The 15,632-nt window shown below is 63.9% G+C and carries 8 protein-coding genes; 3 read left to right on the top strand and 5 right to left on the bottom strand.

The genetic code is table 11. The features are described from left to right. Nucleotides 1–56 precede the first annotated feature (56 nt). Together G3W89_RS30035 and G3W89_RS30030 are read left to right on the top strand one after the other, a co-directional pair. The gene (locus G3W89_RS30035) at nt 57–9,704 is read left to right on the top strand and encodes a choice-of-anchor D domain-containing protein (RefSeq protein ID WP_162577721.1); all 9,648 of its coding nucleotides are present in this window, start codon (nt 57–59) and stop codon (nt 9,702–9,704) included. A 106-nt stretch (nt 9,705–9,810) separates the two neighbouring features. Further along, on the top strand, nt 9,811–10,206 hold the full coding sequence (locus tag G3W89_RS30030; RefSeq protein WP_146039557.1) for a hypothetical protein: 396 nt from the start codon (nt 9,811–9,813) through the stop codon (nt 10,204–10,206). 409 nt (nt 10,207–10,615) lie between these two features. Here G3W89_RS30030 and G3W89_RS30025 read toward each other — a convergent pair whose 3' ends face one another. Beyond that, complete coding sequence (locus G3W89_RS30025) at nt 10,616–11,980, bottom strand: Y-family DNA polymerase (RefSeq protein ID WP_068674076.1); 1,365 nt, start codon at nt 11,978–11,980, stop codon at nt 10,616–10,618. After that, on the bottom strand, nt 11,925–12,767 hold the full coding sequence (imuA, locus tag G3W89_RS30020) for a translesion DNA synthesis-associated protein ImuA (protein WP_083944143.1): 843 nt from the start codon (nt 12,765–12,767) through the stop codon (nt 11,925–11,927). Before imuA ends, G3W89_RS30025 begins: the two co-directional genes overlap by 56 nt. A 296-nt stretch (nt 12,768–13,063) precedes the next feature. On the opposite strand from imuA, the gene G3W89_RS30015 reads away from it, so the two are divergent. Next, a complete protein-coding gene (locus G3W89_RS30015; protein ID WP_146039558.1) occupies nt 13,064–13,255 on the top strand; it encodes a hypothetical protein in 192 nt (63 codons plus the stop codon). Nucleotides 13,256–13,377: 122 nt separating this feature from the next. On the opposite strand, the gene G3W89_RS30010 is transcribed toward G3W89_RS30015, so the two are convergent. The 3 genes from G3W89_RS30010 to G3W89_RS30000 form a co-directional block, all read right to left on the bottom strand. Next, nucleotides 13,378–13,935 carry a nucleoside 2-deoxyribosyltransferase gene (locus G3W89_RS30010; RefSeq protein ID WP_068674072.1) on the bottom strand — a complete coding sequence of 186 codons (558 nt, stop codon included), beginning with the start codon at nt 13,933–13,935 and terminating at the stop codon, nt 13,378–13,380. A gap of 69 nt (nt 13,936–14,004) precedes the next feature. Continuing rightward, entirely contained in the window at nt 14,005–14,544 is a 540-nt protein-coding gene (locus G3W89_RS30005) for a hypothetical protein (RefSeq protein WP_068674070.1), read from the bottom strand. 232 nt (nt 14,545–14,776) lie between these two features. Beyond that, on the bottom strand, nt 14,777–15,577 hold the full coding sequence (locus tag G3W89_RS30000) for a hypothetical protein (protein ID WP_068674068.1): 801 nt from the start codon (nt 15,575–15,577) through the stop codon (nt 14,777–14,779). Nucleotides 15,578–15,632 lie beyond the last annotated feature (55 nt).

The raw sequence follows: 15,632 nt of genomic DNA, 5'->3' as shown, positions 1-15,632 counted from the left end.
TAGGCCCAAAGCCCCCGGAATCCGTCAGGGGGCCGCTGTCCGAACTGTCTAGAAAAATGCGTCCGTCCTTCAAGCGCTTCGTCTGCGCGCTCCTCAGTGCAACCATTGTCCTCCAGCCCGCGCTCAGCGCAGCCGCGTCCGATTTCCGGTATCGCATTCCAATCGACATCAAGCTGACGGGCCAGGCTGACCTGGAGATTCAGCCCGAGCTCACCGATTTTGGGGACGTGGCTCGCACCCAAATGCGGACCTTGCCCGTCAAGGTCGTCAACCACGGGGGCGGCGCCGCCACGGACGTGACCGCGGTCGCCACGGCTCCTTTCGCCGTGGAGAAGACCTGCTCAACCGTGCCGGCACATGGCGAGTGCACCATGCTGGTCAGCTTCATGCCACAAGAGGCCGGCCCACAATTCGGAAGCCTGGTGCTCCAGGGCTCGAACAGCCGCGCCGAGGGCTCTCTCATCGGCAACGCCGTACGTCTCCTCACGGACCTAGAAATCTCGGAAAACGGCTGGAACTTCGGCACCTGGAAGCTCGGCACGACGAGCACGGTCAAGCAGCTTGCAGTCAAGAACGTCGGGAATGTCCCTGCCATCATCAGCCAGATGTACTTCCTGGACGGGGGTTCCGACTTCAAGGTGAGCCACAACTGCAGCACCAGCCTCAGCCCAGGCGCCGCATGTATTGTTGCCGTGAACTTCATACCGACCGCCATGGGGCAGCGCGTGGGCGCGCTCCGCGTGAAGAGTGGGGACGGCAGCATCCGTGACGTTGGGATGCTCGGCTTCGGCGGCGACCACACGGACCCCAGCGAAGGTGCCGTGGACGGCCGCTTGTCAGCCCCCGACTCCGTCTCGCTTGGCGACGTCGTTGTCGGTGAAGCGCCGGCGACGAAGACCATCACCTTGGCCAACGCCGGAACCAAGGAGCTCACGCTGGGTTCGCCCACCTTGGGTGGCCCAGACGCGGCTTTGTTTTCGTCCAGCTCGACCTGCGGGGCAACTCTTCCCGCGTACGCTACCTGCCAGCTCGCCCTCGCGTTCTCGCCTGCCGTGGTCGGAACATTCAGCGCTCAACTGGCCATCCCGACGGGCGCCGGACAGACCACGCTCACCAAAACTGTCGCTTTGTCTGGCAAGGGCGTCTCGTCTGCCGCCAAGGGCCAACTCAGCACGAACATGTCCGAGGTCGACTTCGGCACGACAACGCTCGGCACAGCGGTGAGCCGCGTCGTGCGCGTGACGAATGCTGGTCCGGACGTCGCGGAGGTCACGCACACGTACGCGACGAACTCGGCGAACTTTGTGGTCACGACCGGCTGCACCGCGCCGCTGGCAGCCGGGGAATACTGCGACCTGACCGTGCAATACACGGCCAGCTCCGTGGAACGGTCCATCGGCGACCTGGTCATCGCCTCCCAGGCCGGGCAGAACCTGCTCGTTCACCTCAAAGGGCATGTGCCTGCACCCGTGCTGGAAGTTGCCCCCGGCTCACTCCAGTTCGAGGCGATGTCGCAGGGGGACACCTCCAACTATCAAGAGGTGACGGTGACGAACGTCGGCTCCGCGCCGCTCGAGGTCACGAACGTCGGCCTCGCCAGCACGGTGGAGTTCAACCAGGAAAACAGTTGCGGGTCGCCGTTAGCCCCTGGCGCATCCTGCGCGGTGCGCGTGCAGTTCACGCCAAACGGGAGTGGCACTCGAGAAACCGAGCTGCTCGTTGTTTCGAATGACCCGGTGAATCCGGCCGCCTCCGTGTCCCTCAGAGGCGTTGGCCTTAGCAGCGAGTTGCAATTCACTCCGTCGCGGCTCGCGTTCGGCTCGGTTTCGATGGGTTCGTCCTCCGCGCCCGAGGACATCACCATCTCCAGCGTGGGAGCCGGCAATGCGCTCATTTCTGGCGTGAACATCCAGGGCTCAGGGTTCTCTCAGGTGAACACGTGTGGCGTAAAACTGCCGAAGGGCGAGAGTTGCACCGTAACCGTGACATACACCCCCACCGCAGCGGCCAGCGAAACTGGTTACCTTCGCGTCTACTCGCCTCAGGGAGTCCAGATGGCTTCCCTGAGCGGGGAGGGGTTGACGGCCGACCAGGCGTTGGTCGTCGACAAGCGGTACCTCAACTTCGGGTCCTTCGAAGTCGGCCAAGGCTCCAGCGCTGATATCCAGGTGTCGAATTCCGGCAGCGAAGCGCTCTCACTCAACGCGCCAAGCTTGAGTGGCGCCGATGCAGCCGCTTTCACGACGTCGACGACCTGTGGCGCGACGCTCGCCTCCTCTGAGAGCTGTGTTGTCAGCGTCGCCTTTTCCGCACAGGCCCTGAAGCCGCATGCTGCGGCATTGACCGTAGCGACGGCCGGCGGCGTCCAGCGCGAGGTCCTGCTCTACGGGAAGGGGGTCGACCATGTGCCCGCGGCCGTGCTGACTGCCTCGCCCAACCCGCTCTCCTTCGGAGCAGCAACGCCGGCCAGCCCTGCTACTGCGGCACTGCGCATCTCCAACGCCGGGCCTGAAGCAGTATCGCTGGTCTCCGTGGACTCCACGGACCCGACAAACTTCACGTCAAGCGAGACCGATTGTCGGGAGCCAATCGCCGCGGGCACCCACTGCGACCTTCCCGTACGATTCCTTGCGGGCAAAGACGGCCTGGTAACGGCACAGCTCAACCTGCGCGCCGAGAATCAGCAGCCCCTTGCCGTTGCCCTGACGGGCCAGGGGCCGACGCCGCGCATCTCGGTCGCCCCCACGGCGCTGGACTTTGGGAGCGTGGACTTCCTCGCCACGGCCCCGCAGCAGACCGTGACCGTCCAAAACACCGGCAACGCTCGCCTGGCCCTGAGTGGTGTCGGCATCAGCGGTGCCTTCACCCAGTCGAACACGTGCGGCCCGGAGCTGGCCCCGTCCGCGACCTGCGAAATCCAAGTGGGATTCAACCCCGTCAGCGGAGGAGCACAAGCGGGCACGTTGGTGATTTCGTCGAACGACCCGACGATGCCCACCTATTCGGTGGCGCTCGCGGGTCTCAGCTTGCTCGGCAGCGTCGCCGCGACGCCCACCGAGCTGGCCTTTGGCCAAGTTGCGATGGGCGAGCACGCCGCGCAGGTCGTGTCGATTTACAACCCGGGCCCGGGTGGCGTGGGAATCTCCAGCATCGCCCTGGACGGACTGAACAAAACCGCTTTTTCGTTCACCAGCGACTGCGGCCCTCAACTTGGCAAAGACAAGGCCTGCTCGGTCACGGTGCGTTTCTCGCCGCAGGCAAGCGGTGCTCACGAGGCAGCCCTCGCGGTGGTGCCACAGACCGGCAATCGGCTGACGATTCCTCTGACAGGCAACGGTCCGACCGCCCGTGCATCGGTTGACTCGAACAGCCTCGCGTTCGGCTCGGTCGTGGTTGGCGAAAGCTCCGCTGCCCAGACCGTCATGCTGACAAACGAGAGCACCGGCCCTCTGAACGTCTACGACATCTCGATGGCTACTGGCGCAGAGAGCTTCGGCGTCTCGTCCGACTGCGTCTCTCCCCTGGCAACAGGTCAATCCTGTCCACTGTACGTGTCCTTCACGCCGGCGTCTGGCGGTGCATTGACGGGCGCGCTCCGCCTGAAGACGGCGAATTCCGGCGGCCCGCTGGATGTCGCGCTGACCGGTACAGGCCTGCTGCCGCAGGCCGCACTGAGCCAACCGAGCGTCGACTTCGGCACGGTCTACGTCGGCGGAACCGCTGAGAGCGTGGTGCAGGTGAAGAACACCGGAGCCTACCCGGTCAAGGTCAACTCCATCGGTATCCCCGACAACACCTGGTTTCAGCAAAACAACGCATGCAGCCAGCCCCTGCGAGCGGGAGAGGCCTGCGACATCGCGCTCAATGTCTTTCCGACCACCGCTGGCCCTCAATCGAGCACGCTGACTGTCCTGACCACCGCAGGGACGCTGACGGCGACGCTCGGCGCCACGGGCCAAGGGGTCAAGCTCACGCGCGTGACGCCCTCGATTGCCGACAGCAACGGCGGCACTCTCGTTTCCGTCCTGGGTGCAGGCTTCACCGCCGCGACAAGGATATTCTTTGGCGACGTTGCTGCATCCACCATCCAGGTACGTGGCAGCACGCAGCTGGACGTCGTGGCCCCTGCCCACGCGACTGGCGTGGTCGACGTCACGATGACGAACGACGCGGGCCTCACCGCAACGCTGCCGCAGGCCCTGCGATACGCCGGTGCCCCTGTCATCGCGAGCACAACTCCTGCAACCGGCTCCGTCGCCGGCGGCTGGCCCACCCTCCTGCAGGGCCGAGATTTCGCCGAGGGCATGAAGGTCCTGGTCGACGGGCAAGCCGCTCAAGTGACGTCCGTCTCGGCAGACGGCTCGAGCGCAACAGTCGTCGTGCCGGCGCGGCTCTCCCCGGAGGCAGGCACTGTCGACGTGGTCGCCACCACCGCCGTCGGCAACGGGACGCTCTCCAAGGGGCTGGCCTATGTCCTGCCACAAGGCAAGCTTAAGCTCCTGGGCCAGGGCGCATTTGGCAACATCGCAGTTGGCGCAACCTATGGCCGCATCTTCACATTGACCAATACAGGAGACCTGCCGACGCAGCTGGTGGGCCTCTCCCCCGAACCGAGCGGAACGTTCTCCATTGGCACCAACGGGACCTGCCCAACGGCACTTCCCGCCCCACTCGCGGTCGGTGCAAGTTGCACGGTCGAGGTGCTTGCCTCCAATGCCGCGCAAGGCACGGTCGCCGGCACCCTCACCGCCTCCACGGGTGGGCCTACGGGCACCCAGGTCTCCGTCAGCCTGTCTGCCTCCTTCGTGCAGGCTGACTACGCGCTCTCTGGCACGGCAGGGTCCATGGCCCTCGTCAGCGGCAACTATCCGACCATCATCGCAATGAGCGAAGAGGGTGGCGCGAATGGAACGCAGCAGAAAATCATCTACCTCAACAACGTCCTGAAGGCCGCAGGCACGCGCATTGACGCGGCTACCGTGACCATCACCGGCGCGGATGCGGGGCAGTTCGCTATCACCGAGGTCCGCAAGTCGAGCAACAGCGGCTCGTACAGCTCGAGCGGGGCAAGCATCTCGGGCGACCGCCTCACGGCCACCGGTGCCACGGTTGACGCGGGTTCGGGCACGTACCCGCACCTCGGCGTTGTGGTGACCTTTGCCCCCAAGGCGAAGGGCACGTTCAATGCTCAGTTGAACATTGACTACAACGGGGGGAGCCGAGCACAGCTGCCACTATTCGGCGTGGCCGAATACTTCAGCTACGCCGCGCTCTCTGGCACGGCGTCCGCAAATCCTGTGGTCGCACCCAATGGTGACTTCGGCACGCTGACGTTCAACGACGGCGCAGGGCTCACGTCCGATGCGCTCAAGCGCAAGTTCTTCCTGGTCAGCACTTCCAATGCTGGGAAGCGTCTGCAAGCAACACATCTTTCAATCATCGGCGCCGACGCCGCGAGTTTTGCCATCACCGGGTACTCCTATCGGGCTACCGCCGACGGCACGCTCCCGGCCCAGGACGTTCGCCCCGCGAACATGCGCCAAGGGTCCGTCGCGGAGGCTCTCCTAGTCGAAATTGCCTTCTCGCCCATGCGCGCAGGAGCCCAGGAGGCGCAGCTTGTTGTGGAGCACAACGGCGACAACGCGCAGCCAGCCGTCGTGAACTTGACAGGCACCGGCGCGTATGACGTCTCCGTTCAGGCCTCGGGCGGTCCATTCATCGCGGACATTCCGCCATTCCCTGTCACGGGCGTGGGCGCGAGTTCGACCCTGGACACCTACGTCCGCAACACCGGCACCTTCGGTCAGGTCACCTGGAAGTCGATTCAAATCGTCGGCTCGCAGGCCTTCTCGGTCAAAGGGGTGAGTCTCACGAACACGGGTAGCACGAGCTCAAGCGCGTTGCAGGCGCAACCGGCCTCGACGCGCTACGTGAACATGAATCTCGTGGGCGCTGACGCCCGCACGATGGGTCTGTCCGACCTGCGTGCCCTGCTCGCGTTCTCTCCCACGACCACCGGGGTGCAAACGGCAACGGTAACGGTGTTTCATGATGGCCCCGGCGGAAAGACCACTTACACCCTGACGGGTGAAGGTCGCCGTGCAGCGGCAGCCCTCTCCTCGACGGCCGCCGCGCCCTATGTGCCCGCCAGCGGCGACCTTGGCGTTGCTGGGTTCAACGCCCCCGGTGATGCGAGCAACGGTTCCGTCTCGAAGACCCTGAATGTGGTAAATTGGAACACGCTGGGGCTGCTCAGGGTGACGCGTCTGCGCATTACGGGCGCCGATGCGTCCGCATTCGCCATCGAGTCGTACCCGAATCAGCCGGGGGGCTACGTCCCATCGCCCGATGTCTCCCCGGCCGCAATGGTCCAGGGCACCGCTTCGGCTTCTCTGCCGTTCAAGGTCAAGTTCTTCCCCGTCAAGCTCGGGGCGCACGAGGCAAAGCTCGAGGTCTACCACGACGGAATGAATATCTCGCCCGTTGTGCTGCCCTTGTCTGGCACGGCCTCGCGTGATGTGATGCTCGCCGTGTCCGAGGGCACGAGCGCGACCATCGTTGAGCCAACGCCGTTTGCCGACACCCTTGTTGGCAACACCTCGAACGAAAGGTCGTTCTACCTCCGGGCAACGGGTTCCGCGGGTGCCGTGACCTACACAGGTGCCTCAATCGAGGGGACAACGGACATTGCACTCACCGGTTCCGGCCTGGTCCGCCAAGGCGGAACGGCTGCCGTTGCATCGGCGTTCTACAGCCGGGTCGCCAGTGCCGAATTCAACTACGTGGGCGCGAACGTCGCTCCTACTGGCGGCTACACGGACCTAGTCTTGAAGTTCACCTTCCAGCCGTCCAGCCTTAGCCAGCAAGTGGCAAAGGTAACGGTGACCCACAACGGGCCTGGCGGCAAGACGACGTTCTTGTTGACCGGCAATGGCGTGCAGCCCATTGCGGCCCTCTCAGCGGCCAGCGCCCTGGCGGCCAATCCCGCGCCACCAATTTCTGACTTTGGCGTGGTGTCGTACAACGCGAGCAATCCGTCACCCACCCCCACCACTCTGACGAACTACGTGGTGAACACCGCCGGCGTCGGTAGCCTGCGGGTGAACCGCATGGTCATCACCGGCCCCGATGCGAGCAGCTTCCAGTTCACGAGTTGGACAGGCCAGGGGACGGCTCCGGCTGCGAACGACGTAACCCCGATAGGCATGGTCCAGACCACCAGCACAGGGCCTCACTTCAAGGTGACGTTCCTCCCTGCACACATGGGCGTGCACACCGCGCAGGTCGCCATTTACCACAACGGGGGCAACACGAATCCCCTGGTCCTGCCAATTTCCGGCACGGCGGCGAGCGATGTTAACGTCACGGTGAGCGACCTCGCCACTTCCGTCCAAGCCCCGGCGCCGTACCCTGTGACAGTTGCTGGAACCACGGCGAGCAAGCTCATCTATCTCCGCGTCACTGGAACGAAGGGCCAAGTGACCTACACGGGCTTCAAGGTTGAGGGCTCTCCAAGCTTTGGGGTGACTAGCTCGTTGAACAAGTACCCCAAGGGCACGACCAGCTATGGCGGCATCGTCAAGAACTACAACCCTGATGTCGTTCGTGAAGATGCGTTCTCGTGGGCGGGCGAGGATATCAGCAAGTCCGGAGCCGTCACGGACCTGGGCATCACGGTGCGTTACGCGCCCACCGAAGTTGGCACTGAGACAGCCAAAGTCACGGTTTTCCATACGGGCCCAGGGGGTAAGACCGAGTTCCTTCTCTCTGGCAGCAGCATTAAGCCCATCGTGCAGTTCTCTGGTACCAATGTTTCGAAGCCTACGGCTGCATCGGGCGACATGGGGGTCGCGACTTACAACGGCCCGACCGGTGCGGCAGCAGGCACGGTGCTGAAGGACCTCTACCTCGTGAACACCAACAAGGTCGGCTACGCGAGCGTGCCACGCATGCGCATCGTCGGCGCAGATGCATCTGCATTCACGTTCGCGACCTGGACAAACTACTCGAGTGCAGAAAACACAGGCCAGGATGTTTCGCCCACCTCGCTGAAGCAGAACAACGTCAGCACCAATCTGAACGTGCGGCTGCAGTTCAAGCCAACCAAAGCAGGGGCACACGCCGCGCAATTGCTCATCGACCACAATGGGGCTAACACGTCGCCCTTGACTTTGGACCTCTCCGGGGCGGGCGAGCGTGACGTGACGGGAGTCTTCGCGACGGTGGACTTTGCTGACAACGGACTCATTCCGGATTTCGCACCACAGGCCAGCATTGCCAACAGTGCGTTCGGTTCCAGCACGAAGCTTGTCAACCTTCGGGTCGCCGGGTCCCGCGGACGCGTCACCTACAGCGGCTTCAAGGTCGAAGGCTCGCCGGCCTTTGCGGTCACGACGGTCTATGCTGTCCATCACACCGGTGCGTCGAAGACGCAGCTCTTCACCTACGCCGCGCCAGGCGTGACGGAAGGCGCCGCGCCGTACGTCGGCGCTGACGTTGCCGGCGGAGCCGTTCTTAGTGACTACGGCCTCAACGTGACCTTCGCCCCGACCACCCTCGGCGCGCATACGGCGACATTGACCGTCTTCCACGACGGGCCTGGGGGCCAGACGTCGTTCCGCGTGAACGGTGCGGCTCAAACAGAGATGCAGCTGTCATCGCGTCCCGACATTGCCGACTATGAGTTTGGTGCCTCGCTGTCGAGCATGGCACAAGTGTCCGCGCCCTTGCCTGTGTACATCCGGCGCACCACCGGCACGACACCTCTCCAAGTGGGTACGGTCGAGCTCAGTGGGCCGGATGCAGACCAGTTCTCCATCTTGTCGGTGGTGAACGTGACGGACAACGCTGGTACGCAGGGTACCAGCCTGTGGAGTGATTCGCAGGGTGCCCAATCAGCAGCCGTGAACGCTTCGCTGGCCGGCGCCACTGGGGCAGTCAACGTGGTGTACCGGCCATCGCGCACGCCAGGCGCAAGCGGGCACACTGCGACGCTGACGGTCAGCAGGGCCGGCTTCGCCTCGCAGAGCGTGCAGCTCACGGGCTCCGTGGCTTCGGACGGCCAAGGCTTTGCCCGCTTCCGTCCCAAGGCCTCGTGGAACCTCTCGCAAGACAATCTGATTGCCACAGCTGTTTCTCCCAACTACGTGGGCATCGGGCCAGCCGGCGGGATTCGCGCCGGCAAATGGTACTTCGAGGTGACGGATGCATCGCCACCGCCTGTGGTCAACCCGACGACGAATGGCGACGGCTCGCGCAACTACTACACCTACGCGACGAATCTGATGCAAGTGGGAGTTGGCATTGGGAGCAGCACGCCTGGCGCTACCAACACCTTGGCACTCGCCCCAGGAGTGTTCTATGACTACCAAAGCGGAACCTCGCGATACTGGACCCAGTTCAGCGCGGGCTACAACACCCCGGCGGGGTACTCGGTCGCCACCGACGCTCGACTGAAACTGGAGACCTACAAGGCATACGGCATTGCCATCGACTACGACAACCGGAGGTTGGACATCTATGTTCAGACCTCTTCAGGTTGTGCGAAGGCGTTGTCGTATTCCCCGAAGCCCGAGGCTTTGGCTGACACTTCGGCGTGGTACCCCGTCATAAACAGTAATGCGACCAAGTCGATGGTGCTGACCAAAGGTGAGGGCGGCACGTTCCGCTGCAAGCCAGCAGGCTACGAGGCGCTTCGGAATTGAAAGCGCGGCCTGCACGGTATGTCGCGGCTGAGGAGGTTCGCTTCTTCGGCCGATGAACAGCGCATGGCTATAGGCCGGCAGGCAACGTCCATCTTTCAGGAACCCCATGAGTCATCTCTTCAGTGTCAAGAACTTCTCTTTGTTCAGTGCTTTGCAGTCAACCGGAACCCTGGCCCGACTGTGCCGAGGGGGCGGGGCGCAGACCCCTAACGACGGCCTGCATCGATTCGTCCTCCGCTCTCCCGAGGTGCAAGCCGCGGTTCGGCGCTCGACTGGCCTGCCCGACTTCCGCATCCGAATTGCCTACCCCGAGGACCCGATAGCAGCGGGCTTCATGGCTGCCGCCAACACGCTGCGGCTCGAGGTTTACACCGTCGAAGGCAAGCCGGTCGGTGAACCACAGCTGCTGCCGAACCTCGACGATGATTTGGCGGTGGCCATCGAGGCGGAACTTTTCCACGAGCTCCTGAAGAGCAAAGGCATCGACATCCCGCTGCTGTAACCATTTCGGCCGCCCTCTCTAGGGCGGCTTTTCCTTGGACCTTCGGGACGCTGCCGGGGCCACCGCTCGGGCCTGCGGCCCGACGCGTCGCGACGCGACTTTCTATACAGGACATGTGCCCCCTCTAGGAAATATCCATGCCTCTTACTTCCGCCCCGACGGTTTCATGGCCGGCATTGACTTTCGGACCCGTAAACCTATGGAGTGCTCCGCCTGCTTGGCGCAGGGTCGGAACACAGCGGGTACCTCAACCCCGCACCTCCACGCCGAGTTGCCGCAGCGCCCCAGGACTCGTACACCCCGGGGTCCGCGCATTGCTGCGCACCCGATGAACTCCTTCCAAGCCCCTCGAGTAGGGGCTTTCTTTTGAGCTCGGATGCATCTCGCAACGGGTGGGTCGTGCGCCCGATTAAGCGAATACGCCATGGAGGAACCATGCGCTTTCTTCGCTCGCAAGGCGGGTTTGGTACACCCATAGCAAGCCAGCATGCTCACTCAGCGCGACGAAATAGTCACGCGCAACGTGACGTGTTTCGACCTGGTCGGAGGTGGCGGCCTTTCCTGGCGACGCCTGGTCAGTCAAGCTCTCACCGACCCGGTCGAACCAACCATGCTCGATGCGATGCGGGCCTATCAAGAACTTAAGGGGGCCTTGGTACAGGGGTTGTGACTCACGGGAGGCCAGGCGCAGTGGTTTGGGCAGGATGAAGGTGGGCTGAGGGCAGTCGAGTAGGCGCGCCACCTGCCTTGGGCGCTTGTCCGGAGCAGGCTGCCAATGGCACATCCATTCCGGCCGGTGGTCCTCCAGGATGACAGGTCGCAAGACCCGCTCTGGCCCCAGCCGCGCGGCGATGCGCTCCAGCACCAATGCCAGGCCTTCGCCGTCCGGTAGCGTCTCAGGCAGCAGCGAAAAACTGTTTTCTTCGAGCGGGCGAACGTCGTCTGCCACCAGTGCGAGGTCCCCCACGGGCGCCAGCAGCTCGACCTTGGCCAGGTTCTCGGCCAGCAATCGGCTCAAGTGCTCGATGTTGCGCGTTGGCTCCGCTGTACGAACCGACAGTTCGCCGCCATCTCCGGCTGCCTTGGCGCGCATCGCGTCGTGACACCACTTCAGCGTGAAAGCTGTCGTCCCGGACCGCCTTGCGGCCAACCAGGCGCACAGCTGGAGCAGGAGCCGACGGGCGCCAAAGAGAAGCGCCGGCGCCATCTCGATGCGAGACATCAGCTCGAGCTTGGCAGCAAAGGTGTCGGGAAGTTGCACCCAGGCATGCGCCTCCGGCTTGAGGCCATAGGCCTGGTCCAAAGCCCCCAACAGTTCCTTGTCAAAGCGCCGGCTCAGCCCGCCACGGGGGAGGGCGCGCACTTGGCCGAGGGTCTGGCATCCGATGCGTTCAAGGATGGCGGCATGCGCCGCGGCGGAAGCCAGAACTTCGACGGGGAGGGCGTCCAGCAGGGCCTGGAGGGGTTTGGAAAACCCGTTCGATTGACCCGTGCGCGCGACCGCCACCGCGGCGAGACTGGTCGGGGCCCAGGCAAGCTGACCCACCCCCATCTCTTCCGCCTCGGTTTTCACCCGCTCGACGAGCTTCCGCTTGCCGCCAAACAGGCGCACGCTCGCCTCCAGCTCCATCACCACCGCAGCAGAAGCGGAAGCCGCATCGATGATGCTGACGCGCGGGGTGAACTGGAGGCACCAGACCGCCAGGCCACGGATTGCTTCAGTGCGCTGGGTGTCGGAGAGCTGGCTGTCGGGAAGTAACGCTGCCCAGAGCATCTGATGGTTCTCCAGCGGTCACGCGAGGCTTGCGCGCGGCGAGGAGCACGCTCGGCTTCGACAGCCGGGGCGTGATGAGCGGCGCCAGGCCGCGGGGAATTGACGGCAGGTGCAGCACGCCGTCATGGGTGCTGCCTTTGCGCTTCAGCAGGTGCACCTGAAGCTCCCAGTCGACGCCATAGCTCACCTGCAGGCGCAGCGGCGCCGCGGAGGGCTCGTGCTGGGCCGCGGCGGGCCGGCACAGGACCACTGGGCTGTCGCATCCCTGGGCGCACACCTGAAGCCGTCGAATCTGCTCCTGACGCGCTTGCGGGAGCCAGGCCACTAGCATTCCGGCTGCGTTCGCCTTCACCAATTGCTCGGTGACCCATAGGCGCTCCGCCGGCGTCGCCGCCTGAATCCAGACCATTCGGCGCTCATCGATGCCCTCATCGCGCAGGCCTGGCAGGTGGGGAGCCTTCGGCGGTCCCACGATGACGATATCCTTGCCATCAGCCACAACCTGGCGCATTGCCGGGGCAAGCAGGCGCCACTCGAGCACGGTCGGCTGGGCCTGGAGCAGTTCGGTCAGGGAGCGGGCCGGCCAACCCCCGCCCGGCAACTCTGCATCGAGTGCGGCGAAGCCGGTGGGAACCACCTTGGTGACAGGCGAGCCAAGCTGGTCGCCGCGCCATAGGGCAGCCTCGACGGAGGCGGGCAACTCGCCCGGCTTCAGGACGGGCTTGACGCGGCGGGACGGCAGGGCCGGCGCGTCGTCATCGTCGGCCCATTCCAGAAGGGCGGCCATGACGGGCTCCGGTACTGTATGGACGTCCAGTTTACGCGCCTTTTCAGGCGCGTACAGCAGCCCCTCCAGGCGAGTCGGGTTTGGCCGGAGCCTTCCAGCCGAGGAGCAAGGGTCTCACTTTCGTGTGTCTGAGCTACGGGAAAGTTGGACATGTGCCCTGTTTCTGTGTGCGGCGCCCCCAGAGGGCGCGGCCCGCCTTGGTGCTACACGAAGGAGGCCAACTCACCCCCTCAATCATGCTGCACCCCCGAATCGACCTCGCGGCTCGCAAAGCCCAGCAACCCGTTCCGCCGAACTTGAAGACCGCCGAGCATCACTGGCTGGAGGTCAAAGACATGGACGGCCATTCCTTCGGCTTGGTCGTTGCGCAATGGAATCCGGGGGCGCGCAAATGGAGCCATTCCGGCAACGTCGGAACAGGCTTGTACCTGAACTCCGACTACTGGCGCTATGTAGCGCCCTGCCCAATGCCGGATTTCCCCGCCTGATTATTTCGCCCCGCCGGCTTTCAAGCCGTCGGGGCGATGCTTCTGGCGTTCTCCGCGCGGAATGCAACTGCGATTACTCACTAAGCGCCACAAGGGGTACTGAACTACCCAGCGAGCTTTATCTATTGGGCCTGAAGCAGCCCAACCTGCTGGAAGTGGCTGGCAATTCGGTCTAGAGCTGCGCGCGCAGACGGCGCAATCTCGGCGGAACGCGACAGCATGAGGTTGAGGCGCTGCCCGAGGCCTTCGACGTGAACCTTCGTGGCGGTTTCGCACTGGCCACCGCGGCCGTCCGATTCGCAGGGAAGAGTGGCGGCTACTCGGGATGCGTAAGTGCCGGCAGGGACGCCGTAGGCAACGACCGGCTTCTTGAGCGCCACAGCGAAGCCCACCTCATAGACGGTTCCGGAATCCGGTTCGGTCCCCCGAAAGTTCACCAGGTTGGCTGCAATGCCGTCCGCGCGCTGGATGAGCTCGATGTTCGCGTCGTAGATTCGCTGGGCGATTTCATCCTCGGTGCCCCCGAACCCGTCCGGCAGGCCGCCATCGGACGGCACTAGGGCAACCATCCCGAGCTGCTCGCAATGGGCCTTCAGCGCCTTGAAAATCTCGGCGCGCTCGGGGAAGAAGACGTCAGGCCCGGCCAGGTAGACGTGCGGGCGTGCTGGTTGCTCTCTCATGGAAACTCAAGAAATTGAAAATGAGGCGCGCCGTAAGGGCGCTCATCTGTTATTGGCGGTGGAATCCGTTCAGTCGTCCAGGCGTATCCGAGGGGCGAAGCGGTCCGGGTACAAGTTGCGCATCCGTGCGCTGGGGCTCACGACCTCAATCGGAGTCAACACGGAGACGCCCTGCTCGCCCGATTCCTTTCTAGGCATGAAAGCGGGAGTCGCCGAACACGGCCCCTGAAACCACATATAGCCCGTCTGCAGGCCGTCGTACTTCATCCACAGGATGCGAAAGCGGTCCACCAGTACCTGGCGCGGCTCCTCCCAGGTGTCCCGGTTAATCTCAACGACATCGCCAATGCGGGCGCCGAATTTTGCGAGCAGCCACGCCTCGCACGTCTCGAGGTGAAGCTTCTTCTTGCCCGCCATCAGGTAGTCGTAGGCGTCCTGCAAGAGTCGATTCAACGGACCCTCGCGCGCTGCTTCCTCGGCGGCGCCCGCCTCGATGTTCATTCGAAAGACGCGGTAGCACAGCGAGGCATGTGCCTCGCCGGCGGAAATCCCAGCTGCCGTGCAACGCTGAATCAGGAGTTCGACTTCCTTCGTGATGTGGTCGTCCACTGCAGCTTTTCTTGCCAGTTCTTGGGTAGCGGGCATAGTCACATCCTGAATTTGTTGTTTGAATGGAGCTCGTTGGGTGCCCGTGGGTACCCGTTCCAGGCTCGCGGGTTCGCGTGCCTAAGAGCCCTAAAAGCCATCATTATAGCAGCTATAAAGCTTTCGAGCTAGAACCGTTTTAGGGTGACTCGCGCAAGAAAACGGACGGCGGTTAGGCGCGTCCGTTTTAGGGAAATCAGAGCAGGTCGCTCAGCAAATGAATCTGGCCCTTCAGCAAGGCCTTGTCCCGCATGCTCAGCCCGCGCACCAGTCGATGTGCCAGGGCCGCTGCGTCTCTCCGGTCTTGCTCCTCACGCATTGCGCTGGGGAAGATTTCACCAGCCAGGTACTGCGCCATCAGGTGGTCGATGCCGCGAATACCTTCTCGGCGTAGGCGGATGATTCGGTCAAGGTCATCGCCCAAGGTCTTCGGCGGCACCTCAGTCGCTCCCTTGGAGAGCGACATCTTGCCCGTGTGCACCAGATTGCCTTCTGAAAGGCGGAAGGCCAGGTCAAAGCCTCGCCGATGGTCCTCAGGCTCCGCCGTCAGGACGATTTTTCCACTTTCGCGCTGGTGCTGGGCGGCCCGGTCTCGCAACGGCCCACGCAGCAGCACGCGCTGACTGCCGAGGTCCATGCCAGCGGGAAGCGCGAGAAGCGCCCGAATCCACGGAGTTGCGGGTTCGCCCGTGGCCTGCCGAAGCTCACCGCGGGCCATCTCCAGCTTGGCGTAGATGCGAGTCAGGTCGCCCTTCCATCGGTAGCGCTGGTCGGCGGTCAGGCTGTCGACTAGAAGCGCCTGCGAAGTCCCGCGCCAGTATTGCCAGTAGTCGAAGCACGCGTGGTGCAATGCACGCGCGCCCGGGGAGGCCTCGGCATCCTGAGGCTCGAGCCTGAGGCCAATTCCGCGGCGGCCGTGGCGTCCGGGTTTGTATTCGAAAGGCTCTATCGTGTGACCGCGGAGGCAGTCGAAGATTTGGAATGCGAGAGTAGTCATTGGGTGCCCTTGAAGTTTGTTTACCTCCTTCGTCTAGCGAACACGCCGCGGTCAA

It is taken from the genome of Variovorax sp. PBL-H6, assembly GCF_901827155.1.
Lineage (GTDB): Bacteria > Pseudomonadota > Gammaproteobacteria > Burkholderiales > Burkholderiaceae_C > Variovorax.
The sequence above is the reverse complement of the archived record's forward strand: the minus strand, read 5'-3'. Positions and strand labels throughout refer to the sequence as shown.

Bases quoted from the DNA above. Each gene is read 5' to 3' on its own strand.
- G3W89_RS30010 (WP_068674072.1), bottom strand. From the start codon at position 13,935: ATGAGAGAGCAACCAGCACGCCCGCACGTCTACCTGGCCGGGCCTGAC.
- G3W89_RS30030 (WP_146039557.1), top strand. From the start codon at position 9,811: ATGAGTCATCTCTTCAGTGTCAAGAACTTCTCTTTGTTCAGTGCTTTG.
- G3W89_RS30025 (WP_068674076.1), bottom strand. From the start codon at position 11,980: ATGCTCTGGGCAGCGTTACTTCCCGACAGCCAGCTCTCCGACACCCAG.
- G3W89_RS30000 (WP_068674068.1), bottom strand. From the start codon at position 15,577: ATGACTACTCTCGCATTCCAAATCTTCGACTGCCTCCGCGGTCACACG.
- G3W89_RS30035 (WP_162577721.1), top strand. From the start codon at position 57: ATGCGTCCGTCCTTCAAGCGCTTCGTCTGCGCGCTCCTCAGTGCAACC.
- imuA (WP_083944143.1), bottom strand. From the start codon at position 12,767: ATGGCCGCCCTTCTGGAATGGGCCGACGATGACGACGCGCCGGCCCTG.